Source organism: Marinobacter salinexigens (genome assembly GCF_008370345.1).
In the GTDB taxonomy this organism is placed as follows: Bacteria; Pseudomonadota; Gammaproteobacteria; order Pseudomonadales; family Oleiphilaceae; genus Marinobacter; species Marinobacter salinexigens.
The window spans coordinates 51,136-74,227 of the sequence record NZ_VTUU01000011.1 but is presented as its reverse complement, the minus strand read 5'-3'; the positions used below and the strand labels follow the sequence as shown (position 1 = coordinate 74,227).

Below are 23,092 nucleotides of genomic sequence, written 5' to 3'. Positions count from 1 at the left end.
GAAGTCAGGAGAACAGGAAGGCCGGTTTCAGGAACCGGAGGCAGTCTGAAGCTGCTTGATCACGCGCCCCAGTGTGTGGGCTATCTCACGGGCCTGATCCCGCCCCAGCGCCAGCTGGAGCAGTCTTGATCCATCTCGCGGGTCATACACCCAGCATGCTCCGGCGGCTGGCTCACAACTCCATTCAACCTGCGGATTCACGCCATAAACGGATAGAGGCTGTGTTTTACGAACAACACCGCTGGTGTCCCGACGGGTTTCCTGAACATTTATCGTGCTACCGCTGACGTTGACCTGATAACCAATATCAGCAGGCCGATCCAGTTGCACGACACCCTGATCCTGCCTCCAACCCGCTACGCCGAGCAGACTGTTCAGGTGCAGTGTGAGCGCTTCAAGATCACTGTTCGCCAGATAGAGTTTACGCAGGGATTCAAGGCTTTGCTGGCCGGCCGGTTCAATAACCGCAACCCGGCCGCCCTTCCCGGTGCCCGGCTGCGCGGCACTCGCGTTAGCTTTTCGCGTCTTCTCAATCTCGGTAATCAGTTTCAGGGATTCCTGGTAATGAGAGCCTTCTGCACCAGTCTGCCCGACGTAGTGCTCAAACGCTGACTGGGCTTCATTGAGATGTCCGGCCTGGAACATGACGCGGCCGCGGTAATAGAAGTATTCCGCAGGCTTTTCTCCCTCCAGCACCTGAAGGCGGTTCAGATATTCCGCGGCTTCGTTCCATTTTTCACTGGAAACCGCTTCCTCTGTGGCCAGCATCAGACGGCGGGTTTCGTGTTCAGGTGCGAGGGCGTGGGCCTGCCCTGCCATGACCATCGTTGCCAAAACCAGACTTCGGGCCAGACGACTGCAATTCAATAATCCTGTCATGGCGTTTACTCCTGCTGATTCTCGGTATCAACCGTCTCATCATTGAGCGCCGCTTGATCCAGTTGTTGATTGTCTTCCGACTCCTGATCGGAGTCCACCTCGGCCTGATCCATGATGGCTTTCGGAAGTTCTTTCTTAACCCGTACCCCCAGCTCCACAAACCGGTTGGCCTGGGAGATCAGATTGCCCCGGCCTCGGGTCAGGGTATTCATCGCTGCATCGTAAGTACCCTGTGCAGTGTGCAGTTGCCCGCCAAGACGCTCCATCGCTTCCACAAAAACCCGGAGTTTGTCATACACAGCACCTGCCCGATCGGCGATCCGGCGCGCGTTCTGGCTCTGCCGCTCATAGCGCCAGATATTCTCGATAGTGCGCAACGTTGCCAGCAGGGTTGTGGGTGTCACCACAATAATCTTTCGCTCGAAGGCTTCTGCGAATAGGTTCTCGTCCTGCTGAAAAGCTGCCACAAATGCCGGTTCGATAGGCATGAACAGCAGCACGAAGTCCGGAGAATGCAACCCGTTAAGCTGACTGTAATCTTTTTCGCTCAAGGTCTTGATGTGGTTCCGGACGGCATCAACGTGCTGGCTCAGAGCCTCGGCCCGGACGGTTTCGTCCTCTTCGGTCACCCACTGCTGGTAGGCAAGCAGCGATACTTTCGAGTCGATAATCAGGTTACGGCTGTCCGGCAAATGAACCACCACGTCAGGCCGCAGCAACTGGTTATCGCTATCCCGGTAACTGCCCTGGGTTTCGTATTCGACACCTTTACGCAGGCCAGACCGCTCCAACACCCTTTCAAGGATCAACTCACCCCAGTTACCCTGGATTTTCTTGTCCCCTTTCAGAGCCCGCGTCAGGTTCGATGCTTCTTCGGTAATCTGGCGGTTCAGTTCCTGCAGCGACTTGATCTCACTGCGAAGAGCCTGCCGATCACGGGTTTCCGTGGTATACACGTCTTCGACCCGCTTACGAAAATCCTGCAACTGGTCACGGAAGGGGTTCAACAAGGTATCCAGGCTGGTCCGGGTCTGCTGGCTGAATCGCTCGCTTTTCTGCTCGAAAATCTTGTTGGCAAGGTTCTCGAACTCCTGCTTCAGCGCATCCCGGTTGCGCTCGAGCAGCTCCAGTTTTTCACCCGCTGAGCGCCGTTCCTTGTCCAGGGTGACCTGCTGCTCCCGCAACTCCACCTGGGCCCGATGCAGCTCCGCCGCCAGCTCGTCGGTCTTCTGGAGGTGTTTTGCTCTCTCCGATTCGAGCTCGGAGATACGATGGCGACGGCCCTCAAGATCGGACTCCAGACCAGCCACCCGATTTTCCAGGGTAGCGGCTTTATCACGCCATTGTTCGAGGTCTGCTTCGAAACGTTCCAGGCGGGATTTCAAATCGTCTGCGGCTTTAACCTGGTGGTCCATCTCCTGCCTGCCCAGCGCCTCCCGATGGCGCGCATCCTGCAAAAGGTTTTCTGCCTCACTCCGCTCCTGATCCAGCCGCTCTAACTCAGCCGCAATACGTTTGCGTTCTGTAGTCGAGCGTACCCACACGCCTGTCAGAATGATCGAGATCATCACCAGAAAAACCATCCAGCCTGCCATCAGTTCCGGCCGGTTAACCATCAATTCGGTGACTGCTTCAGGCACGTTGCCTACTCCTGTTTCCGCTTAAACCCATAAAGAACACAGTCTACCCCAACCATGGAACCTTTTTCCCAAGACGCCGTCTCCTGTATGACAGGTCACCCCGGGAAGCTCGACTATTTGGCAAATCGGCTTTACAAGTGAACCTGCCAGTGGACGCGACAGGTGATATCGTCTAAAAGGATAAAATGTTCCCTCGCCAGGCTCGCATTACGTTTTTTTAACGGCCATAGTCTCAGGTAGCGGCGAATAAAAACGGAAAGCAATCATGCTCAAAACTCTCTGGCGCAAACTCGGAGCGGATTTTCTGCAATCGGATGGCGCGGCCCCAAGTCGAGGGGATAGCCTGCCTGATTCGCAGGAAGCCGGTGCATGTGGTCAGTTTCGTATTCTGCCCCACATAACTCATACCGGTGAATTTCATCTCGAACGCCTGACATCACTGCTCAAAACGCGATATAGCAAGCGCTTTGAGGCCAGCGATATCCGCTCCGCCAGCGACGACGAAATCAGGGAATTGATCGGATTCGCAGTCCGCATCCAGGATCAGGACGTACAACGGGAGCTTTTACTGTTTTACCTGAACTGCTCACCTGTCATTCAGGAATACCTTCGTTCCGAGACACTTCTTGGCGAAGGTCATTTGCTGTCCCGGTAAGTACCTACCCGGAGAAGGCAAAAAAAAGCGAGCGCAGGCGCCCCCTTAACCATCTGTAAAGCCTTTACACAGGTCGGTTGTTGTATACTCCTGCCCCAAATATATACAGTCACACGCGCACAGCCCGCCACAACCGTTTACCGGATGTTTGCGGCTGGCCGCACCGGGGTTATTCATGGCGTTACAACATTTTCAGATCGGGGCTTCGCTTTCCAGGCTTGTGCTGGCCTCAGGCGCCCTGCTTTTGATGGCTGGCTGCTCTGCCGACCGATATTTCATGGTTCCCAAGTCAAACATGGAGAGCCTCTCATCATCGGTTCAGGCACAACGCGCAACATTGGTGACCATGGAAGGTAACGCCACCGTGCGTCACGAACAAATGTTGCATCAGCAGGAAAGCTCCACTCAGGACATACTGGAAGCCATCCGTACCCAGGTGGAAAAGCCCAGCTGCCCGCCTATCCCAACACAACGGGCATGCCCGGCCTCCGATTCCGCCAAGGGACGCACGGATCGCCTGAAAGGCAAAGTTATCGTGGGTGAAGTGGAGAAGATCTACATGGCGGACCCGGACCAGGTCTACACCGCCCGGATTGACAGTGGCGCCGAAACATCATCGCTGGATGCCAGGAATATCACCCGCTTTGAAAGAGACGGGAGCAACTGGGTGAGGTTTGACGTTCCGGTCCCAGGAACCGATGAGCTGGTCACTCTCGAAAAAGAAATCTCTCGTCGTGTCAAAGTGATTCAGGCCAGTGCCGATGAAGCGGAACGGCGTGTTGTGGTCGAATTGCAGTTCGCCATCGGCAATCACGAGCAAGTGGCAGAGTTCACCCTGACAGACAGGGCCAACCTCACCCACGAAGTGCTGATTGGACGTAACGTACTCCGTGATGTGATGTTGATTGACGTAGGCAAAGAGTTCGCAACGGAACTGCCGGAATCCATTCTCAAGAACCGAGATGAATCGTGACCAGCCGATCCCGCCTTCCCTTTTATATTGCTGTTTTCCTGCTCATCGCGGCGGGAATCGCCCTCGCCATATGGAGACACATGGAGCTGGGGATTCCCTGGCTCACCGGTGAGCAGCGCCCGGTCTGGATGGTCGAGGCCCGGGTCGATTTCGATGCCCGTGATGACTCCGTCCTCGCCAGCCTCAATGTTCCAGAGAACCCGCCAGGTTTTCGGGTACTGAGCGAACAGGCCGCATCACCCGGGTACGGATTCTCTGTCATCGAAAAATCCGGTAGCCGTCGTGCGGAGTGGTCAAAGCGGCATGCCTCCGGACCCCAGACGCTCTATTTCAAAGCCCAGTTCATTCCTGACGCAACCGCCGAACCCGCACGCCCTGCGCGGCCGCCGAAAGCCCGGAAAGTATTCTGGGAAGAGCCCCAGGCAACGGCCGTACGCGAAATTCTGGCGCAGGCCACAGAGCGTTCCAGCACTCCGGAAAGCATGACTCGCGAACTGATTCGCCTGATGCAGCCGGACACCCGTACCCAGAACACCACCCTTCTGGTCGCCGAAGAAAATTACCTGAAACTGCTTGAGGATATGCTCAACCATGCAGGCATCCCAGCCCGGACAGCAGACGGCCTGCAGCTGGAAGACGCCCGCAGGCGCCAGCAGCTTACTCAGTTTCTGCAAATCTATAACGGCGAACGCTGGCTGACATTCAATCCCAGAACCGCCGAACAGGGCGTTCCTGATGACTTGCTGCTATGGCGCCAGGGCGCAGGCTCCCTGCTGGACGTCATCGGCGCAGACAACTCGGAGGTCGGCTTCTCCATTTTAAGGCAGACAATCCCCGCCTTGCAGTTGGCGACCATGCAGTTTGAAGCCAATGGACTGGGATTCCTGAGTTTCTACGAGCTTCCCATCGAGGAGCAGAGCATGTTCCGCATGCTGCTCCTGCTCCCTCTGGGAGCCCTCGTGGTCGCCTTTATGCGGATGGTGATCGGTATTCGCACCTCAGGCACATTCATGCCTGTGCTGATCGCAGTGGCCTTCGTCCAGACAACACTGGTGCCCGGACTGATCGCCTTCCTGGCAGTGGTTTCCATCGGACTCCTGATGCGCGGTTATCTGTCCAGCCTGAACCTGTTGCTGGTATCCCGGATCTCGGCATTGATCATCCTGGTCATTTTCATCACTGCAGGCATGAGCATCATCGGGTACCAGATGGGATTCAATACCGGTATGACGGTAACTTTCTTCCCGATGGTCATCATCGCCTGGACGATCGAACGGATGTCGATTCTCTGGGAAGAAGAAGGCGGGCGCGAGGTGCTTGTACAAGGTGCAGGCAGCCTGTTTGTCGCCATCTGCGCTTACTTGCTGATGAGTTCACAACTCGCCGGGCACCTGACCTTTAATTTCCCGGAACTTCATCTGGTCGTTCTGGGACTCATCCTTCTGATGGGCCAGTACACCGGCTACAAGCTGAGCGAGCTGAAGCGCTTTACGCCCATGAAGGTCTACGACTGATATGGACTGGATTTCTCCACGCCGGCTTAACCGCCTTGGCATGCTGAATATGAACCGGCGCAATGTAGATTATATTGCCCGGTACAACGACCGGTCCTCATACCCGCTGGTGGACAACAAGCTCAAAACCAAGCTGGTGGTGGCTGAATACGGCGTCAGAACGCCAAAGCTTTTGCAGGTTGTTCGCCAACAGCATGAGATTTCTCACTTCCGGGAGATGGCTGAAGACCTGGGCGGATTTGCGATCAAGCCGGCCAAAGGCTCCGGTGGCAAAGGCATCACGGTCATTACCGGCCGTGACGGCGATGAGTACATCAAGGCATCGGGTGCCCGTGTCGACTCGGGGTACCTGCAACGCCACCTCACAAACATTCTTGCAGGCCTGTACTCCCTCGCAGGAACCCCGGATGTAGCTATTGTGGAAAGCCTGGTCCAGTCAGACCCGGCCCTGGCTCAGTATTCCTATCAGGGCGTACCCGATATCCGAATCGTGGTTTTTCAGGGGTATCCCGTCATGGCCATGCTGCGACTGGCGACTAAAGCCTCTGACGGGAAGGCAAACCTTCACCAGGGAGCGGTGGGCGTAGGGCTCGATATCGGCTCGGGGCGTAGCCTGAATGCCGTCCAGTTTAACCGCCCCGTTACCCTCCATCCGGATACCGGTCACGCTCTTGAGAATATTGCCATTGATGCCTGGCAGGAAATGCTGGAGATGGCGTCCCGTTGCTTCGAGGCAACCGGTTTGGGGTATATGGGTGTTGATCTGGTTGTCGACGCCCACCAGGGCCCGATGTTACTGGAACTGAATGCCCGGCCCGGGCTTGCCATACAGATGGCCAACGGCCGCGGTTTGCTTCCCCGGCTCCGCAGCATTGAAGCGTTGAAGCGCCCCCACTTTACGCCGCAGGAACGGGCACGTTTTGCAATGGAGCAATTCGCCGCGCTCTAGCCACTACGCACTCCAGCCACTAAACTTGGCGCGTTCAAACGGCATAAAAAAACCGGAGCAAGAGCCCCGGTTTTTTTATCTCACAAGCAAATCACAGTTCGCCCCGAGCCATCAAAAGCTTGCGCTCGTGGGTCAGCCCCTTCAGCAATCCCCAGGTCATAACCAACAGGATGCCGGTGAATGGCAGACCGGCACTGATCGCAGTCGCCTGGATAGCCCCGAGAGCATCGGCACCACCACCGAAGATCAGTGCTGCAGCGATACAACCTTCCATAACCACCCAGAACACACGCTGTGCAGTCGGCGCGTCGGTCTTACCACCGGCAGTGATGCTATCAATCACAAGAGAACCTGAGTCCGATGAGGTTACAAAGAACACCAGAACAAGAATGATACCGACGAACGAAATCACTCCAGTCAGCGGCAGGTTCTCAAACATCTGGAACATCGCCAGAGGTACATCGGTCAGGCCATCTTTGGCCAGCGCACCAATACCATCCATGATCTGCTCAAGAGCGGTACCACCAAAAGAACTCATCCACACCATGGTGATCACCGTCGGGATGATCAGAACAGCAGTAATGAATTCACGAACAGTACGACCGCGGGAAACCCGGGCGATAAACATGCCTACAAACGGTGACCAGGAAATCCACCAGGCCCAGTAGAAGACAGTCCAGCCCTGGAACCAGGCTTCGTCTTCCCGGCCGAACGGGTTGCTCAGAGGCAGAACGTTCGCCACATAGCTCGATGACGTCATCCAGATGGTTTCCAGGATCGACATCGTTGGGCCGGCAAAGATAATGAAGAACAACAACAGCGCGGCAAGCCCCATATTGATATTACTGAGTACCTTGACGCCGCCATCCAGTCCACGCAGGACAGACACGAGGGCAACAGCCGTAACACCGACGATGATACCCATCTGGATATTGGTTCCGGCACCCACATCGAACAGATAGTTCAGACCGGAAGCTGCCTGTTGCGCACCAAAGCCAAGAGAGGTAGCAAGACCAAAGATGGTGGCCACAACGGCCAGCACATCAATGATGTGACCAGGCCAGCCCCAGACCTTATCCCGCAACAGCGGGAAGAATGCAGAGCGAATGGTTAAAGGCATGTTCTTGTTGAACGCGAAGAACGCCAGGGAGAGCGCCACCACCGCGTAAATCGCCCACGGGTGCAGGCCCCAGTGGTACATGGTTGCACCCATTGCCAGATCAGCGGCCGCCGGCGTCTTTGCTTCAACGTTGAACGGCGTTTCGTACCAACCGGTGTAATAGGCCGTCGGCTCAGCCACCGCCCAGAACATAAGGCCGATCCCCATCCCCGCTGCGAACAGCATGGCAAACCAGGACATGGTGGAAAACTCAGGCTTGGCATCCATACCACCAAGCCGGATCTTGCCAACCGGCAGGAAGATCAACGCCAGGCATACAACCACAAAGATGTTCGCACTGATCAGAAAGAACCAGTCAAATGTCGCGATAATGTCCCACTTGGCCCCATCCAGCATCGATTTCGCTTGCTCAGGGAAAATCAGCGTGCCCACCACGAAAAGAACAACCAGTATCGCCGTTATCGGGAATACCGGTGCGTGAAGGTCGAGGCCAAAAGGATTGATATTATCCTGGCCCGCGACGTAATCCGTCTGAAATTCGTCTTTTACTACCTCGCCCACGTTTGGCGCCTCCTGATATTGGATGAATCTTTTCAGAATCGGAATTCAAACGTTACAAACCGTCCATGGTAATGCTTTGAGCTCAAAACATCAAAAACGAACTCCGACTATGCGCTCACCTCTAAACATAGACCAACATTTCATCCCTAAAAGGCAGTTAACACAGCGACCGGCAACAGAAACCTGACATTGACGATATACTGTGCCCAACCAGACACCCACGTGCGTTATGGACTTACAGAGGATTCCATGGAGAAAACGACCACGTTCCCCCTTCGCTACACCGTTTTTGTTCTCAGCCTCGCTGGATTTATTCTTTCCCTGATCATCAGCATTTCAGTAGGCGCAGGGGCCATTTTCCCCATCATCTTTGGCGCACTCTCCGCCCTGGGGATCTACGACCTGCGGCAACGCAAGCACACCGTAAGCCGTAACTACCCGATTGTGGCCCACATTCGCTACCTGCTTGAATCCTTCGGACCGGAGATACGGCAGTACTTTATCCAGTCTGATACTGAGGAGCGCCCCTTCTCCAGGGAACAACGAGCCATCGTTTACCAGCGCGCCAAAAACGTCCTGGACAAGCGCCCTTTTGGCTCACAACTGAGCATGTACGAAGAAGGCTTTGAGTGGATCAATCACTCAATGACTCCCAACACAATCACCGAAAGCGACTTCCGCGTTGTGATCGGAAAACAGTGCGCAAAGCCTTATAGCGCAAGCGTTTTTAACATCTCCGCCATGAGTTTTGGCGCGCTTTCAGCAAACGCCATAAAAAGCCTGAACACAGGCGCGCGGATGGGCGGCTTCTACCACGACACTGGCGAAGGCTCTATCTCTCGCTACCACAAGCAGCCAGGGGGCGACCTGGTATGGGAGATTGGCTCCGGATATTTCGGCTGCCGCAACAAGGACGGTACATTCAATGCCGACATGTTCAGGGAGAACGCCAATCTTGATCAGGTCAAAATGATAGAGGTCAAACTATCTCAGGGTGCTAAACCTGGCCATGGGGGCATCCTGCCCGGAGCCAAGGTAACCGCAGAAATCGCAGAAGCCCGGGGTGTCTCCATCGGAGAGGACTGCGTTTCTCCGTCCAGCCATTCCGCGTTTTCCAACCCCGTTGAATTGCTTGAATTCATTGATCACCTGCGGGAGCTGTCAGGGGGCAAGCCCGTCGGCTTCAAGCTGGCCATTGGCCACCCGTGGGAATGGTTTGCCATTGTAAAAGCCATGCTCGAAACCGGACGTAAGCCGGACTTTATCGTGGTGGATGGTGGCGAAGGCGGCACAGGTGCAGCGCCACTTGAATTCATCAACCGGCTGGGCACCCCAATGACCGAAGCGCTGCTACTGGTGCACAACACCCTGGTTGGCACCAACCTTCGGGAAGATATCGCCATTGGCGCTGCGGGCAAGATCACCTCAGCCTTCAACATTGCCAGAACGCTCGCCCTGGGCGCAGACTGGTGCAACTCAGCCAGGGGCTACATGTTCTCCCTGGGCTGCATTCAGGCCCTGAGCTGCCACACCGGCCACTGCCCGAGCGGCGTGGCCACGCAAGACCCGCGCCGGGGTGAAAAGCTGGATGTGGAGCTCAAGAGCCAACGTGTCTACAACTTCCACAAGAATACCCTTGATGCCCTCAAGCATCTGTTGGAAGCGTCTGGCCTCAGGCACACCTCCGAACTCGGTCCGGAACACATCATCCGCAGGGTATCCAAAACGGAAGTCCACAGTTACCTTGACCTGTTCCATTTCCTGGAGCCTGGTGAGCTGCTGGCAGGCGAAACAGGACATGCCGTTTTCGACCGATACTGGCCACACGTCACAGCGGACTCCTTTGACGCACCGGAATTCATGCTCAAACTCCGAGAGACGAAACTGCGATAAAAATCCGGGCGTGAAAGTTACAATTCCTGTTTCTTTTTATGGCGGGCTAGTGTAGACTTCGCTCCCGCTAAGCCACTGAGATAAACCTGTTTTCTCAGTAGCCAGCGAATCTCGGGGCGTAGCGCAGCCTGGTAGCGCACCTGTATGGGGTGCAGGTGGTCGCAGGTTCAAATCCTGCCGTCCCGACCATATTTAAAAAGCCCGGACCTTTCGGTCCGGGCTTTTTTTATGCTTCGGATTCTCCCGAATCACTCGGCGTCTCAATCCTTGAAATACACCATCTGGTGAGTCGTGGCGAGCAGCTCGCCTCCGACGCCCCACAGCTTCCCGGTATGATCAAAGAAGCCGCGGCTGTATCTGTGGGCATGAGCCTCTGCCAATACCGGGCTATCCCCCTGCCGGGCGAGGCTGTCCCTGTCAGCATGGAAGTATGTGGTCAGAGAAACTGTGCCAACTGGCATTCGTTGCTGCCTGCGAACAAATATTCTCGGGAAAAAGCAATCGCTGATGGCCATAAGAGACAGATAATCCAGCGGACGCGGTGGCATATCCCGGACCCAGAGCCTCGTCAGAGAATCTCCGTTCGCTTCGATACCCCCTGCAGGATCGAAATGCCCCTCTACTACTCTGAAATCGTAGTTCCTTACCCAGGCCAGGTATTGGCCCGCATCAATCCGCTCAACGGATTCCGAGGGAGGCACGTCTGGCATGGATACTTCCGTGTCACCCCATGTATCCCGGCGCACCGCCAGCAGCACGGTCGCGGTCACGGCCACCACACCTTGCTGGGAGAGCTCGACGTTCCAGTGCTGTGTTGACCGATTGGTACGGCGAGCCGATGCTACGACCTGGAAGTCACCGTCCCCGACCGGGCCCGCAAAGTTGACCGTCATGGATACAGGGTCACCCTGCCTCTCTTCATGCAGGAGAACGGCGTTCAGCAAGGTAGCAGCTAGGAATCCTCCGTACGGCCCCACCATATTTGCGTATGCTGCGGGCGTACGGCCGCAAAAGGTATCAGCCCCCGCAGGCTCCAGTGAAACCGACTGGTCAAATACATGGAGAGTAGTGTTCTGATTCATATTGATCCTTCTTGGCTAAGGTCTACAGGTTCCGTGTTCAGTTCGCGAGCAGGCATTCTTCCACCTGACCCAGACGGTCCTGCCCGAAAAACATCTCATCTCCGACAAAAAACGTCGGCGCGCCAAACACCCCTCGCTCAACAGCTTCCTCCGTCAAGCGTTTCAGGCTCTCCTTGATGGCCGAATCATCACATTGAGCAATAACATCTTCTGGATTGAAGCCCGCCTTGGCAAGTACGTCGGCAACGACAGCAACGTCCCCGAGGTTTTGTTCATCCACCCACATGGCGTTGAAGATGGCTTGCAGATAGTTGTCGAAATGAGGGGTGCCCAGACAGGCAACCATTCCCCGCATCAGGTACAGGGTGTTAACGGGAAAGTGGGGATTGAAATTCAGAGGCACATTATAGCGAGAGGCAAAGCGTGCCATGTCCATGCGGTTATAGACGGATTTCGCTGGAATCGTGGCGGGTGAGCTGTTTCCGGTGGCTTTGAAAACGCCCCCCAATAACATGGGCTTCCAGCAGATATCCGCTCCTGTTCTTTCCGTCAGCCCCTTCAGTTGGGTCCAGGCCAGGTAACTCGCCGGGCTGCCTACGTCGAAATAGAAGTCGATGGTTTTTGTCATGTTATTGCCCTCAGAAAGTTTCCATCCACGGCCGGAGATCCAGTTCGTGGGTCCAGCTGTCTCTCGGTTGTTGATGAAGCTGCCAGTAGTGCTCGGCGATATGGTCCGGATTCAGAATTCCGCCCTTTTCTTTCAGCGCGTATCGTTCCGGAAAATTGTCGCGGATGAAGGCGGTATCAATCGCCCCATCAATAATGGAGTGGGCAACGTGTATGCCTTGCGGCCCCAATTCCCTGGCCATGCTCTGCGCCAAAGCCCGCAGAGCAAACTTGGCCCCCGAAAACGCTGAAAAACCAGAGCCTCCACGAAGTGAGGCCGTTGCCCCGGTAAAAATGATGGTTCCCCGCCCTCTGGGCAACATGGCTCTCGCCGCTTCGCGCCCGGCAAGGAATCCTGCGAATGCCGCCATTTCCCATACTTTGCGGTAAACACGCCCGGTCGTCTCAGTAATCGGGAACCGGACATTGGCGCCAATGTTGAACACCAGAACACCAATCGCTCCGATCTCGTCCTCAATTTTTGAGAACAGAGCACACATGGCGTTTTCATCCCGCGCATCACAACCGAGACCAAACGCCTTGCCGCCAAGTTCTTCGATTTCTTGCACAAGCGGAATCAATGCATCCTCGTGACGCCGGGTTGCAACCACCGTATAGCCTTCTCGGGCAAACCGTTTTGCAATCGCACCGCCTGTTGCATCTCCGGCACCAATCACGACAGCCACGTGTTGTTTATTCTGTTTCATTGGCCTTGCCCCTTACCATTTCTTAGGTTCTATTTTGGAACTCATCTATAGTCAGTTCCTTTTAAGAACCTGTCAAGCTAAAATAAGCGCTGGTATCAGAAGGGGGACAAGCCATGCGGTGGGAAGAACTGGATCAGGAACCGTGCTCAGTGGCCAGAGCCCTGGCGGTTGTGGGCGACCGCTGGACACTCATTATCCTGAGGGACTGTTTTCTCGGAGTACGTCGGTTTGATCAGTTTGAAAGTCGGCTGGGCATTACCCGGCATGTGTTGACGGACCGACTGAAAAAGCTGGTGGAGAATGGTGTTCTGGCCAAAGTACCGTATCAGGAAAAACCGCTGCGAGAAGAATACCGGCTGACCGACAAAGGTCGCGCCCTGCACCCGGTCATCATGGCACTGGTTCACTGGGGGAACACGTATATGGCCGATGAGCGTGGCGCGCCTCTGGTGCACATCCACAAACCCTGCGGCCATCAGATGCACCCGGTAACCGTATGTTCTCACTGCAGAGAGGAAGTCACGGCGAGGGATGTTCGGATTGAAGCCGGGCCGGGCTGGAAGACAACTCAGACGAGCCCGAGCGACCGGCAATCAACGAACCGGTAACGATCATCACGCTGGCTCCAATCACGCCGACAGACGCCTCTCCATAGCCAGCCAGAATCAGCAGGATCACGGATATCAGCGGCGCGCCGTACGCCAGCGTCCCCAATAACTGAATATTTCCGTGTTTAACCCCGTAATCCCAGGTAAAAAAGGCAATACCAACCGGCCCAAGCCCCAACCCGATTACCCCAAGCCACTGTTGCCATCCGTTTGGCCACACCGTCTCCTCCCACATCAGGTGGCAACCCAGAGCAAGGATTGCGGTCACGCCACAGAACCACCCCACGGCATCCGTCGGCACCGAGCGGACCAACCTGCTCAAGACAGAGTAGGATGACCAGATAACGGCACAGGAAAGTGCCACCAGATAGCCTTCCAGGTTCTGCCAGGCGAAGCCGTCTGCGTTGCGCCCGATCAGCAGCCAACACCCTCCAAGGGCCAGTATAGCGCCGACAAGATGCTTGCTGCGTAATGCCTCCCCTGGCAGCAGAGAAGACAACAGCACGATAAGCAGAGGCCAGAGATAGGCCAGCAGGCTGACTTCCACAGCCGGGGCCAGGTTCATTGCCTTGAAATAGGCAAAATGGTAGCCGAACAGCCCGCCGATTCCGATGCACCAGGCCAGCAGGGACTGCCGCAGGTAGCGAACGCCCGTATGCCCTGCCCTGAACCAGCGCACACACATCAATACAAAGGCAATTCCAAAGGTCATCGCCATAAGCTGAAACTCGGGTATGTCACCGCCGGATAGCTTGGTGAGCAGCGCCAGAGTTCCCCAAAGCAGCACGGAAACCGAGCCAATCCACGTTGCCACGTTCGCTGATGCCATGTCATTCTCCCGGAAATCGTCGACAGTTGATGTTCCGGATACTGTATGCCCGACGGTGCACGACGACTTTCGGCTTGCGGAGAAATTATTGTGATTTTCGGCGGAAGTAACTCGGTGATTTGCCGAAATGGCGAGTGAATCTGTCGCTGAAGGATGACAATGAGCCGTATCCCACGGCATCGGCAATCTTCTGGATACTCAGACCTGTTTGCTCCAGCAGCCGCCAGGACTCCTTCATTCGGATTTCTGTCAGGTACTGATGCGGCGTCATCCCCACCTGGTTGCGAAACAGGTCGTTCAGCTGACGCGTACTCAGATTGGCGACGGCAGATAACTCACTGGTCGAGATCCGCTGGCGGAAATGACCATCCAGATACTGTTTGGCTGTGGCTACCCGACGATCGAGATTGAGCTGGCTCCCGTAACGCTCCTGGAGTAGCTGGATCAGCAGTAGAAGCATCTGATGCTGGGTGAAACCTGAATCTCGTCCGGTCAGGTGTTGGCTATGGAGGAACTGCACGTAGTTCAGCAAGGCATCGTCCAGCTCCACAAATACCGGAAGCTTATCCAATGCCGGAGCCAAGCCCTCCGGCACGTCCGCAACCAGAAACCGGTTCTCATCCGTTGCGGCGTAGCCATGCCCGCTACCTGAAGGGATGATGGCCGCCTTGCGCTGTTCCACTCTGCCCTCAGTGGCATCCACAGAGAGGGAAAGTGCTCCAGACAGAGGCAGTACGAGCTGATGGTGATTATGGGAATGTTTCTTTCCCTCATCACCATAGCTTCGAAGATGCAGGGACAGGTCTGAGTTGCTCATCGTTCCAGTATACCGCCTATCACCGCCCCGCCCTCAGGAAGCAGCCATAACCAGGTTATTGCCCCTCTGGGACCACGGCAGTTCCTTGACCGGAAGATGGATCAGCGCCGACAATGCGCCGACACCTACGCCAACCCACCAGACGAGTGTGTAATCATGGTAGGCGTCATACATCGCGCCCCCCAACCATACACCGAGGAAGCCTCCCAACTGGTGGGAAAAGAACACCAGCCCATACAATGTACCCATGTATTTCAGGCCATAGATATGGGCCACCAGTCCGGACGTCAGGGGCACAGTCGCCAACCAGAGCGATCCCATGGCGATGGAGAAAAGCACGACCGTTTCAGGTGTGATGGGCATCATAATGAAGACAGCGGACACAACGGTTCGCAACATATACACCGTCGCCAGCAGGTATTTTCGGGAGTACTTGTTCCCTAACCATCCGGCTAGCAATGTTCCTCCGATGTTGAAAAGCCCGATCAGTGCGATGGATATAGCCCCAAGCGTGGTTGCGGACGTCACCCCCAACGTATACAGCAAACTGTCCGGCGCCAGAGGCCCACACATCTCGGTAATAAAGGCCGGAAAATGGGCCGTGATGAAAGCCAGTTGATAGCCACAGGAAAAGAACCCAATAAAAATGAAGATAAACGTTGGGTCTTTAACTGCGCGACGAACCACAACGCCCATAGGCTCATCCGGCTCGTCACTGACAGACGCCCCCACCCGGGTGGGGGCTTTCATCATCGTCAGCGCTAGCATTGATAACAGCACAAAGCCCGCGAAAACGACAAAAACCGTCTGCCAGGGCATCTGGCTCAGAAGCGCCTGAGCGACCGGAGGCCCTACGATCTGCCCGGCCGAGCCGGCAGCGGTTGCAATTCCCAATGCCATTGAGCGGTTTTTGTCTGAGGCCGCCCGCCCAACCACAGCCAGAATGACGCCAAAGCCCGTACCCGCTATGCCAAAACCGACCAGTATTTCCAGAAACTGGTGCTGCCCCGGAGTTGTGGCAAGCCCGGACAGCAGCAGGCCGAGAATGTAACAGGCTCCCCCGGCAAGTACTGCTTTACGATCACCATAACGTTCTGCAAACGCGCCAAAAATAGGCTGTCCGATTCCCCAGAACAGATTCTGGATAGCGATGGCCAGTGAAAACGACTCCCGTGGCCAACCGAACTCATGGGCGATGGGCAACTGGAACAGTCCGAACGATGCCCGCACTGCAAACCCCACCAGAATGATAATGCAACCGGAAATCAGCACAGGGTTGATCAAACGATCATAGGTATCCGCAGTCACTTTATTTTCCACTAGGGGAGACTCCAATCAGTCGTGGCACGGCAAAAAAGCACAGAAACAGTTTAGCAAGCTCATCAGGGACATTCAGCTGCACACTCGCTGATACAAAAGTTACTTCAGGCCCACCCGGGCACCCATCACGTGCTGAAACAGGTTGCGATATTTCTCAGCAAGGACAGAACCCCGCCACGAATCAGGCCGGCACGGTTCAGGTTGGCATCTCATTAATTCTGCCAGGCAGTCGGCTGCAGATGCCGCTTCGTCGCAAGGCTTGCCCCCTGCCCCATATCGAAAATCAGCTGGCACATACTCTCTGTAGGCTAACCGGTCCGGAGCCAGGGGCAGACAACCCGCCGCCATGGCTTCAAGCATGGAGAGACCCTGAAAGTCATGTACCGCGGTCGAAACAACCACATCAGCATTCATCAGCAGTTGATCATAATCCGCTCTGCTATCCAGGTATCCCCAATGCACTATTCGATCACTGAACCGTTCATGGATATCATCGAATGCCCCTGGATACTTCCGAAACCGCTCACCAACCACACTCAGACGGAAAGGGATTGAACGCCGATCAAGAGCCTTTAGGAGTTCCAGCAGTCGATCTGGCCCCTTGTCGTATTCCCATCGGTGGTTCCAGAGCAGGTGTGGGCTGTCCCAGTTGTAGTCAGTTTTACAGTCTGTGAACAACCGATCTTCAATAGGAACGGGAATAATAAGGGATTTGTCCCTCAGCCTTTCAGGCAGACCCAACGGGACTGCGTCCGGCATTTTGCTCAAAAGATCCCGGACACCATCCAGAAAACTGGTGCGGTTCCATTCACTGTTGAATACCACGCAGTCTGCGGCCATCGCGCCGTACAGGTTGACCATCTGAGGGTCCACAGAGTTTGACTGACCTTCAGAAACCGGAAACGCAAACTGGTTTTCGTGCATATACAAAACACAGGGCGTGCCGGCTAACCTGGGGTGGATTCCTTTCAGCGTTGCCAGATCAACCATCGACGTGGCAACCAGCAGATCCCAGGGTTCGCCCAGGCAGGGCTCGTCCAGCCAACTCAAAGGGTTCCCCCTGATGCGCCAGCGGAAGAACCGGGGCGACAAACTCAGGGAATGCCAATGGTATTCGGGCAACAAACCCGCCAACTGCTCCCGCCACCGTTTGTGACTGGATGCATCATAAGCCGAAAGCAGAAGAATTCTGGGACTGGATACGGGCATAGCGGCTAAACGAGCACTGAAGGCTTCTGAAACCCGGTAAATTCGATTTTACCTCGAGACAATCGAACCATCCCCTGCTTCTCCAACTCTTTAAGGAGCCGGCTGATCACCTCCCTCGCAGTACCCAGTTCAACCGCAACATCCTGGTGAGTAACAGCCAGATCGCCCTGTTCAGCCTTCGCGGCAAGCCACTCATACAACCTTTCATCCATCCGTCTAAAGGCAACTTCCTCCACCAACAGCATCAGATTATCCAAGCGGCGCCCATTCGATACAACACAATACTGTGACCGGACAGCCCCGTCATCTGAACCTTGATAGACCCTCCCAGAACCAGCGGAAGCCCCTGACAGAGATCCCCGGCGCTGAACAGTACCTTGCCGGCAGGAAACGTCATCACGCCAAGACTGGCCTGCATCTCTTGCTGCAATGCTTCGCTCAGGGTGTCCAGTAGAATGTGGTGGGTCATGAGCGCGAATCCCGGGCGGCGTTAACTTGGATCGAATGTGACTTTATCACTGAACGGCCATACCAGCAGTTATATAGTTGAATCATCGCTTCCTATACCACTGATGGAGAATGAATGATGACTGTGAATATGGGATCTGCAGACAGAGCTATACGTGCGGTTGTGGGTGTGATTTTACTGGCGTTGGTATTTATTGGGCCGCAAACACCCTGGGGCTGGATTGGGATTATCCCTCTGGCCACCGCCCTTGTGGGTAATTGCCCGGCCTACTCTGTTTTCGGGATCAAAACCTGCAAGAAGAAGTAAACCTGAAAGAATAAAAAAAGCCGAAGATTCATACATCTTCGGCTTTTCTATATCCGCCTTTTACCTGGCTGGAGAGTTCAGCACATCCAGAACTTCTTCCAACTCAGTGATCATCTGACGAATCAGTTGTTTGTACTGTGAGGTATCGTCTTTCACCTCATGGCTGCTGAGCTTCTGCTTGGCACCACCGATCGTGTACCCCTGATCGTACAGCAGGCTACGAATCTGACGAATGGTAATCACATCCGCTCGCTGGTAATAGCGGCGGTTACCCCGGCGCTTCACGGGTGAAAGCTGGGGAAACTCCTGCTCCCAATAACGCAGTACGTGCGCTTTTACAGCGCACAGATCAGCAACCTCACCAATGGTGAAATAGCGTTTTCCCGGAATGGCGGGGAGTTCGTTGTTATGACTCGGTTCCAGCATACGCTTCTACTTTCTGTTTCAGTTTTTGTCCTGGGCGAAACGTAACGACGCGCCGTGCACTGATGGGAATTTCTTCACCAGTTTTCGGGTTCCGTCCCGGCCGCTGCTTTTTATCCCGCAGGTCGAAGTTGCCAAACCCTGACAACTTCACCTGTTCGTTGTGACTAAGTGCGCCTCTGATCTCATCGAAAAAAGCTTCTACCATTTCCTTGGCTTCACGCTTGTTAAGGCCCAACTCCTCGTACAACCGTTCGGCCATTTCCGCTTTCGTCAAAGCCGCCATGTCTCAACTCCTCAGTGTTGCCCCCAACTCTTCTTTCAAGGCGTCGATAACACCGTTGAAGAGCGAATGCACTTCATCCTCGTTCAACGTACGTTCGGGGTGCTGCCAGAACAGGCTCAACGCCAGGCTGCGGTTACCCTCACCCAGGCTTTCACCTTCATAAACATCAAACGCACGCAACGCCGTCAGTTGTTCACCTGCGTGCTTTCTCGCAACACGCTCAACATCGGCAAACGCTACATCGATCCCGATAATGATAGCCAAATCCCGACGAACCTCCGGGAATTTTGAAATTTCTTTGAAATTAGGCACATATCCGGTAACGATCGAATTCAAGAATAGCTCAAACATCAGGATCGTGCCATTAAGTTCAAGATTTTTCTGAACTTGCGGATGCAGCGTTCCCAACCAGCCGACATGCTCACCGTCACGCAGGAGTTCTGCCGTCTGTCCCGGGTGCAGCGCAGGGTGCTGACTACCTACAAACTGGATCTCTATTCCCAGCACACGGAACAGGCTTTCCAGATCACCTTTTACATCAAAGAAATCCGCTGATCTGCGACCGTTAGCCCAGTTTTCAGGGTACTGACCACCAACCACAACACCCGCAAGCATTGGCTGCTGATCAATCCTCTCGCCGTCCTGCTTGAACCTGAGACCGGTTTCAAACAGACGAATCCGGGACTGCTGGCGGTTCTGGTTGTAGGCAACCGTTTTTAGCAGACCACTCCACAGGCTGGTCCGCATAACCGCCAGATCGGAGGAAATCGGGTTCGCCAGAGCAATGCCTTCATTTTCCGGATCAACCAGCTTCTGAACCTTCGGATCTACGAAGCTGTAAGTCACCGCTTCCTGGTAGCCGTTATCCACGAAGAAGCTCCGGATCGCCGAAACCGGGCGAGTGGCTTCCTCGCGAGGACGCAAGCCCAGAGAACCGTTAGGTTCGGTGACCGGGAGGTTGTTGTATCCGTAGATTCGGCCAACTTCCTCAATCAGGTCTTCCTCAATGGAGATGTCCGGTCGGAAACTCGGGACAAGAATTTCCCATCCGTTCTTCAGGAGTTTCTCAACGTGAAGACCCAGGCGGGTCAGAATTTCCTCGACCGTGGTACGGTCAATTGCCAGACCCAGAACGTCCGTCAGACGCTGGGCACGGAGGGTGACGAGCTTCGCCGATGGCAGATCATCTTTGCTGGCCACCTCCACAATTTCGCCCGGCTCACCGCCAACGATATCCATCAGCAACCGAGTGGCGCGCTCCATGGCATCTCTGGCCAACTCATAGTCTACGCCACGCTCGAAGCGGTGAGAGGCATCAGTATGCAGGCCATAATGGCGAGCTTTACCCGCGAGAATAATCGGATCGAAATACGCCGCTTCCAGGACCAGATCACGAGTCTTGTCACTGACACCGGAGTGCTCTCCGCCCATAACACCAGCAATGGCGATGGGCTTGTCATGATCTGCAATGATCAGGGTCTGTTCGGTCAGTTCCACATCCTGGCCATCCAGCAGTACCAGCTTCTCGCCGGCACGTGCCATCCGAACCACAATACCGCCACTGATCTCATCGCGGTCGAACGCATGCATGGGCTGCCCCAGCTCCAGCATCACGTAGTTGGTCACATCAACCGCAGCGTCGATAGAGCGGATACCGGAACGACGTAGCTTTTCCTTCATCCACAGTGGCGTCTCAGCCTGAAGGTTCACATTACGCAGAACCCGACCGAGATATCTCGGGCAACCCGCAGGAGCCTCAATACGGATATCCGGAACTTCCGAGTGCACCGCACCGACAGTTTCAATAGCCGGAGCTTCTACCTGAGCACTGTTCAAAACACCCACTTCACGCGCAATGCCCTTGATAGACAGGCAGTCGCTCCGGTTAGGAGTTAGATCCACGTCAATAGTGACGTCTTTAAGCTTCAGGTATTCCGCAACCTCCTGTCCTACTGGCGCGTCAGCCGGTAGTTCCATCAGGCCGTCATGATTATCAGACAGTCCAAGCTCGGACTCAGAGCACAGCATGCCTTCGGATGGCTGGCCACGGAGTTTGGCTTTCTTGATTTTGAAGTTGCCCGGCAATACGGCGCCGACAACAGCAAAGGGTACCCGCAACCCTTCACGTACATTCGGTGCGCCACAGACAACCTGCACAACACTGCTGCCATCGCTCACCTGACAAACCCGCAGCTTGTCAGCATCCGGATGCGCTTCGACTGACTTGACTTCACCCACGATAATACCGGTGAACTCACCCGCCACCGGCTCAAATCCATCCACTTCCAGACCAGCCATAGTAATCTGGTCCATCAATTCCTGGGTGCCAATTTCCGGATTCACCCACTCGCGCAGCCACTGTTCACTGAATTTCATGATTCTTGCCTTGTCCTGATTCGGTTTCGCCTGATTTCTGAAATGTCGTCCGACGCTGAATTACCGGAACTGACGCAGGAAGCGCAGATCATTATCAAAGAACATGCGCAGATCATTCACGCCGTAGCGCAACATGGCCAGGCGCTCTACACCCAGGCCAAAGGCGAAACCACGGTATTCTTCCGAATCGATACCGCAGTGTTCGAATACTTTCGGATGGACCATGCCGCAGCCCATCACTTCAAGCCACTTGATGCTGCCATCGGCTTCCCGGCCCCACTCAATATCAACTTCGGCGGAGGGCTCTGTAAACGGAAAGTAGGATGGGCGGAAGCGCACCTGCAGGTCACGTTCAAAGAACACTCGCAGGAATTCTTCCACCGTGCTCTTCAGATCAGCAAAGCTTACGTTTTTCTCGACCAGCAAACCCTCGACCTGGTGGAACATCGGGGTGTGGGTCATATCAGAATCGCAGCGGTATACGCGCCCTGGGCAGATCATCCGGAAAGGTGGCTTCCCGGCTTCCATGGTCCGGATCTGTACCGGCGAAGTATGAGTACGCAGGACCGTTCCCGGATTGAAATAGAAGGTGTCGTGCATGGCACGGGCCGGATGGTGCCCTGGAATATTGAGGGCTTCGAAGTTGTGGTAATCGTCTTCGATTTCAGGGCCCTGTTCAACGGTGTAGCCGGCACGGGAGAAAAATTCCTCTACCCGCTGGAGGGTACGGGTAACCGGATGAAGACCACCGAGGTCCTGGCCACGCCCTGGCAAAGTCACATCAATGGACTCGCTGGCAAGTTTGGCTTCAATAGCTGCCTTTTCCAGACCGGCGCGGCGGGCATTAATCGCCTCTTCAACCTGGCCCTTGGCTTCATTGATTTTCTGGCCGGCAGCGGGACGCTCCTCGGGAGACAATTTGCCCAGCGTTTTTGCCTGCTGGGTGATTACACCTTTCTTACCGAGGTATTCCACACGAATGTGATCAAGTGCTTGCAGGCTGTCTGCACTCTCAACAGCGCTCAGCCCGTCCTGAACCAGTTGCTCCAGGTTTTCCATTGACCCTGCTCCAAACCAGAAATGGGGTAGGTGAAAACAAAAATAGGGGAAGAGCGCGCCCTTCCCCTATCAGAAGGCGCCGTCATGGTGACATGAGGCGCCCTAATCGATCTGTAATCGATGAAGAGCTTAAGCGATCACAGGGACGCTTTGGCTTTCTCGACAACAGCGGCAAATGCCTGCTGCTCGTTCATGGCCAGATCAGCCAGAACCTTACGATCGATCTCAACGTTAGCCTTTTTCAGGCCAGCGATCAGACGGCTGTAGGACAGACCGTTAGCGCGGGCACCAGCGTTGATACGGGCGATCCACAGAGCGCGGAACGCACGCTTGCGGTTACGACGGTCACGGTAAGCGTACTGACCGGCCTTGATAACCGCCTGCTTGGCTACACGAAATACACGACTACGGGCACCGTAGTAACCTTTAGCCTGCTTGAGAACTTTCTTGTGACGACGGCGTGCTACCACACCACGTTTTACACGAGCCATACTTTAATCCTTCTACCTTCTAAACCTTTTCAGGAATCGTTAGCGCCTGCGTTAGCACGCGGTCATACGCTTGATGGAAGCCACATCAGACTTGGCAATCAGCTTGGTACCACGGAGCTGACGCTTACGCTTGGGGCTCTTCTTGGTCAGAATATGACTGGTGAAGGACTGCTTGTGCTTGAAGCCGTTAGCGGTTTTCTTGAACCGTTTAGTGGCTCCACTTTTGGTTTTCATCTTCGGCATTTTTAAAACTCCGCATT

At 55.1% G+C, this 23,092-nt stretch carries 25 protein-coding genes and 1 tRNA gene; 8 read left to right on the top strand and 18 right to left on the bottom strand.

Annotated elements, in window-relative coordinates; all coding sequences use genetic code 11:
• Window positions 1-27: 27 nt before the first annotated feature.
• Window positions 28-879, bottom strand: a complete 852-nt coding sequence (locus FWJ25_RS17020; RefSeq protein ID WP_149601461.1) for a hypothetical protein — start codon at window positions 877-879, stop codon at window positions 28-30.
• 5 nt (window positions 880-884) lie between these two features.
• The gene (locus FWJ25_RS17015) at window positions 885-2,294 is read right to left on the bottom strand and encodes a DNA recombination protein RmuC (protein ID WP_188093656.1); all 1,410 of its coding nucleotides are present in this window, start codon (window positions 2,292-2,294) and stop codon (window positions 885-887) included.
• A gap of 490 nt (window positions 2,295-2,784) precedes the next feature.
• Here FWJ25_RS17015 and FWJ25_RS17010 point away from each other — a divergent pair, with 490 nt between their 5' ends.
• The 4 genes from FWJ25_RS17010 to FWJ25_RS16995 all read left to right on the top strand — a co-directional run bounded on the left by FWJ25_RS17010 (window position 2,785) and on the right by FWJ25_RS16995 (window position 6,610).
• Window positions 2,785-3,174, top strand: coding sequence for a hypothetical protein (locus FWJ25_RS17010; protein ID WP_149601460.1), 390 nt, complete (start codon window positions 2,785-2,787; stop codon window positions 3,172-3,174).
• A gap of 175 nt (window positions 3,175-3,349) precedes the next feature.
• Window positions 3,350-4,147: an ATP-dependent zinc protease family protein gene (locus FWJ25_RS17005; protein ID WP_246166874.1), complete on the top strand. Its 798-nt coding sequence runs from the start codon at window positions 3,350-3,352 to the stop codon at window positions 4,145-4,147.
• On the top strand, window positions 4,144-5,661 hold the full coding sequence (locus tag FWJ25_RS17000) for an inactive transglutaminase family protein (protein ID WP_149601459.1): 1,518 nt from the start codon (window positions 4,144-4,146) through the stop codon (window positions 5,659-5,661). Before FWJ25_RS17005 ends, FWJ25_RS17000 begins: the two co-directional genes overlap by 4 nt.
• Window position 5,662: 1 nt before the next feature.
• On the top strand, window positions 5,663-6,610 hold the full coding sequence (locus tag FWJ25_RS16995) for an alpha-L-glutamate ligase-like protein (RefSeq protein WP_149601458.1): 948 nt from the start codon (window positions 5,663-5,665) through the stop codon (window positions 6,608-6,610).
• A gap of 91 nt (window positions 6,611-6,701) precedes the next feature.
• Here the strand turns inward: FWJ25_RS16995 and FWJ25_RS16990 are convergent, their stop codons facing one another.
• Window positions 6,702-8,291 carry a BCCT family transporter gene (locus tag FWJ25_RS16990; RefSeq protein WP_149601456.1) on the bottom strand — a complete coding sequence of 530 codons (1,590 nt, stop codon included), beginning with the start codon at window positions 8,289-8,291 and terminating at the stop codon, window positions 6,702-6,704.
• A 249-nt stretch (window positions 8,292-8,540) separates the two neighbouring features.
• Between FWJ25_RS16990 and FWJ25_RS16985 the strand changes: the two genes are divergently transcribed.
• Window positions 8,541-10,184 carry an FMN-binding glutamate synthase family protein gene (locus FWJ25_RS16985; protein ID WP_149601455.1) on the top strand — a complete coding sequence of 548 codons (1,644 nt, stop codon included), beginning with the start codon at window positions 8,541-8,543 and terminating at the stop codon, window positions 10,182-10,184.
• Window positions 10,185-10,296: 112 nt separating this feature from the next.
• A tRNA-Pro gene (locus FWJ25_RS16980) sits at window positions 10,297-10,373 on the top strand.
• Between the two features lie 71 nt (window positions 10,374-10,444).
• On the opposite strand, the gene FWJ25_RS16975 is transcribed toward FWJ25_RS16980, so the two are convergent.
• The 3 genes from FWJ25_RS16975 to FWJ25_RS16965 are packed head-to-tail and all read right to left on the bottom strand — an operon-like array spanning window position 10,445 to window position 12,639.
• Window positions 10,445-11,266, bottom strand: coding sequence for an acyl-CoA thioesterase (locus tag FWJ25_RS16975; RefSeq protein ID WP_149601454.1), 822 nt, complete (start codon window positions 11,264-11,266; stop codon window positions 10,445-10,447).
• Window positions 11,267-11,303: 37 nt separating this feature from the next.
• Complete coding sequence (locus tag FWJ25_RS16970) at window positions 11,304-11,894, bottom strand: 2-hydroxychromene-2-carboxylate isomerase (RefSeq protein ID WP_149601453.1); 591 nt, start codon at window positions 11,892-11,894, stop codon at window positions 11,304-11,306.
• Between the two features lie 10 nt (window positions 11,895-11,904).
• Complete coding sequence (locus FWJ25_RS16965) at window positions 11,905-12,639, bottom strand: SDR family oxidoreductase (protein WP_149601452.1); 735 nt, start codon at window positions 12,637-12,639, stop codon at window positions 11,905-11,907.
• Between the two features lie 113 nt (window positions 12,640-12,752).
• On the opposite strand from FWJ25_RS16965, the gene FWJ25_RS16960 reads away from it, so the two are divergent.
• Complete coding sequence (locus tag FWJ25_RS16960) at window positions 12,753-13,247, top strand: winged helix-turn-helix transcriptional regulator (RefSeq protein ID WP_149601451.1); 495 nt, start codon at window positions 12,753-12,755, stop codon at window positions 13,245-13,247.
• Here FWJ25_RS16960 and yddG read toward each other — a convergent pair.
• The 6 genes from yddG to FWJ25_RS19915 form a co-directional block, all read right to left on the bottom strand.
• Entirely contained in the window at window positions 13,159-14,076 is a 918-nt protein-coding gene (yddG, locus tag FWJ25_RS16955; RefSeq protein ID WP_149601450.1) for an aromatic amino acid exporter YddG, read from the bottom strand. The two genes, FWJ25_RS16960 and yddG, sit on opposite strands and share 89 nt — an antisense overlap.
• Before the next feature lie 85 nt (window positions 14,077-14,161).
• Complete coding sequence (locus FWJ25_RS16950) at window positions 14,162-14,893, bottom strand: AraC family transcriptional regulator (RefSeq protein ID WP_149601449.1); 732 nt, start codon at window positions 14,891-14,893, stop codon at window positions 14,162-14,164.
• 33 nt (window positions 14,894-14,926) lie between these two features.
• Window positions 14,927-16,213, bottom strand: a complete 1,287-nt coding sequence (locus FWJ25_RS16945) for an MFS transporter (RefSeq protein ID WP_246166873.1) — start codon at window positions 16,211-16,213, stop codon at window positions 14,927-14,929.
• 99 nt (window positions 16,214-16,312) lie between these two features.
• On the bottom strand, window positions 16,313-17,422 hold the full coding sequence (locus tag FWJ25_RS16940) for a tRNA-queuosine alpha-mannosyltransferase domain-containing protein (protein WP_149601447.1): 1,110 nt from the start codon (window positions 17,420-17,422) through the stop codon (window positions 16,313-16,315).
• A gap of 5 nt (window positions 17,423-17,427) precedes the next feature.
• On the bottom strand, window positions 17,428-17,667 hold the full coding sequence (locus tag FWJ25_RS19920) for a Crp/Fnr family transcriptional regulator (protein WP_246166872.1): 240 nt from the start codon (window positions 17,665-17,667) through the stop codon (window positions 17,428-17,430).
• On the bottom strand, window positions 17,667-17,891 hold the full coding sequence (locus tag FWJ25_RS19915) for a cyclic nucleotide-binding domain-containing protein (protein ID WP_246166871.1): 225 nt from the start codon (window positions 17,889-17,891) through the stop codon (window positions 17,667-17,669). The genes FWJ25_RS19920 and FWJ25_RS19915 overlap by 1 nt, the downstream gene beginning before the upstream one ends.
• Before the next feature lie 117 nt (window positions 17,892-18,008).
• On the opposite strand from FWJ25_RS19915, the gene FWJ25_RS16930 reads away from it, so the two are divergent.
• Window positions 18,009-18,197, top strand: coding sequence for a YgaP family membrane protein (locus FWJ25_RS16930; RefSeq protein WP_149601476.1), 189 nt, complete (start codon window positions 18,009-18,011; stop codon window positions 18,195-18,197).
• A gap of 60 nt (window positions 18,198-18,257) precedes the next feature.
• Here the strand turns inward: FWJ25_RS16930 and FWJ25_RS16925 are convergent, their stop codons facing one another.
• The 6 genes from FWJ25_RS16925 to rpmI all read right to left on the bottom strand — a co-directional run bounded on the left by FWJ25_RS16925 (window position 18,258) and on the right by rpmI (window position 23,075).
• Window positions 18,258-18,623, bottom strand: coding sequence for a MerR family transcriptional regulator (locus FWJ25_RS16925; protein ID WP_149601446.1), 366 nt, complete (start codon window positions 18,621-18,623; stop codon window positions 18,258-18,260).
• Window positions 18,604-18,906: an integration host factor subunit alpha gene (ihfA, locus tag FWJ25_RS16920; protein ID WP_149601445.1), complete on the bottom strand. Its 303-nt coding sequence runs from the start codon at window positions 18,904-18,906 to the stop codon at window positions 18,604-18,606. Before ihfA ends, FWJ25_RS16925 begins: the two co-directional genes overlap by 20 nt.
• 3 nt (window positions 18,907-18,909) lie before the next feature.
• Window positions 18,910-21,282 (bottom strand): phenylalanine--tRNA ligase subunit beta, encoded by a 2,373-nt coding sequence (pheT, locus tag FWJ25_RS16915; RefSeq protein WP_149601444.1) that lies wholly within the window; start codon window positions 21,280-21,282, stop codon window positions 18,910-18,912.
• Window positions 21,283-21,342: 60 nt separating this feature from the next.
• On the bottom strand, window positions 21,343-22,341 hold the full coding sequence (gene pheS / locus FWJ25_RS16910) for a phenylalanine--tRNA ligase subunit alpha (protein ID WP_149601443.1): 999 nt from the start codon (window positions 22,339-22,341) through the stop codon (window positions 21,343-21,345).
• Between the two features lie 137 nt (window positions 22,342-22,478).
• Window positions 22,479-22,832 carry a 50S ribosomal protein L20 gene (gene rplT / locus FWJ25_RS16905; protein ID WP_149601442.1) on the bottom strand — a complete coding sequence of 118 codons (354 nt, stop codon included), beginning with the start codon at window positions 22,830-22,832 and terminating at the stop codon, window positions 22,479-22,481.
• Between the two features lie 51 nt (window positions 22,833-22,883).
• Entirely contained in the window at window positions 22,884-23,075 is a 192-nt protein-coding gene (rpmI, locus tag FWJ25_RS16900; protein WP_029652233.1) for a 50S ribosomal protein L35, read from the bottom strand.
• Between the last annotated feature and the right edge of the window lie 17 nt (window positions 23,076-23,092).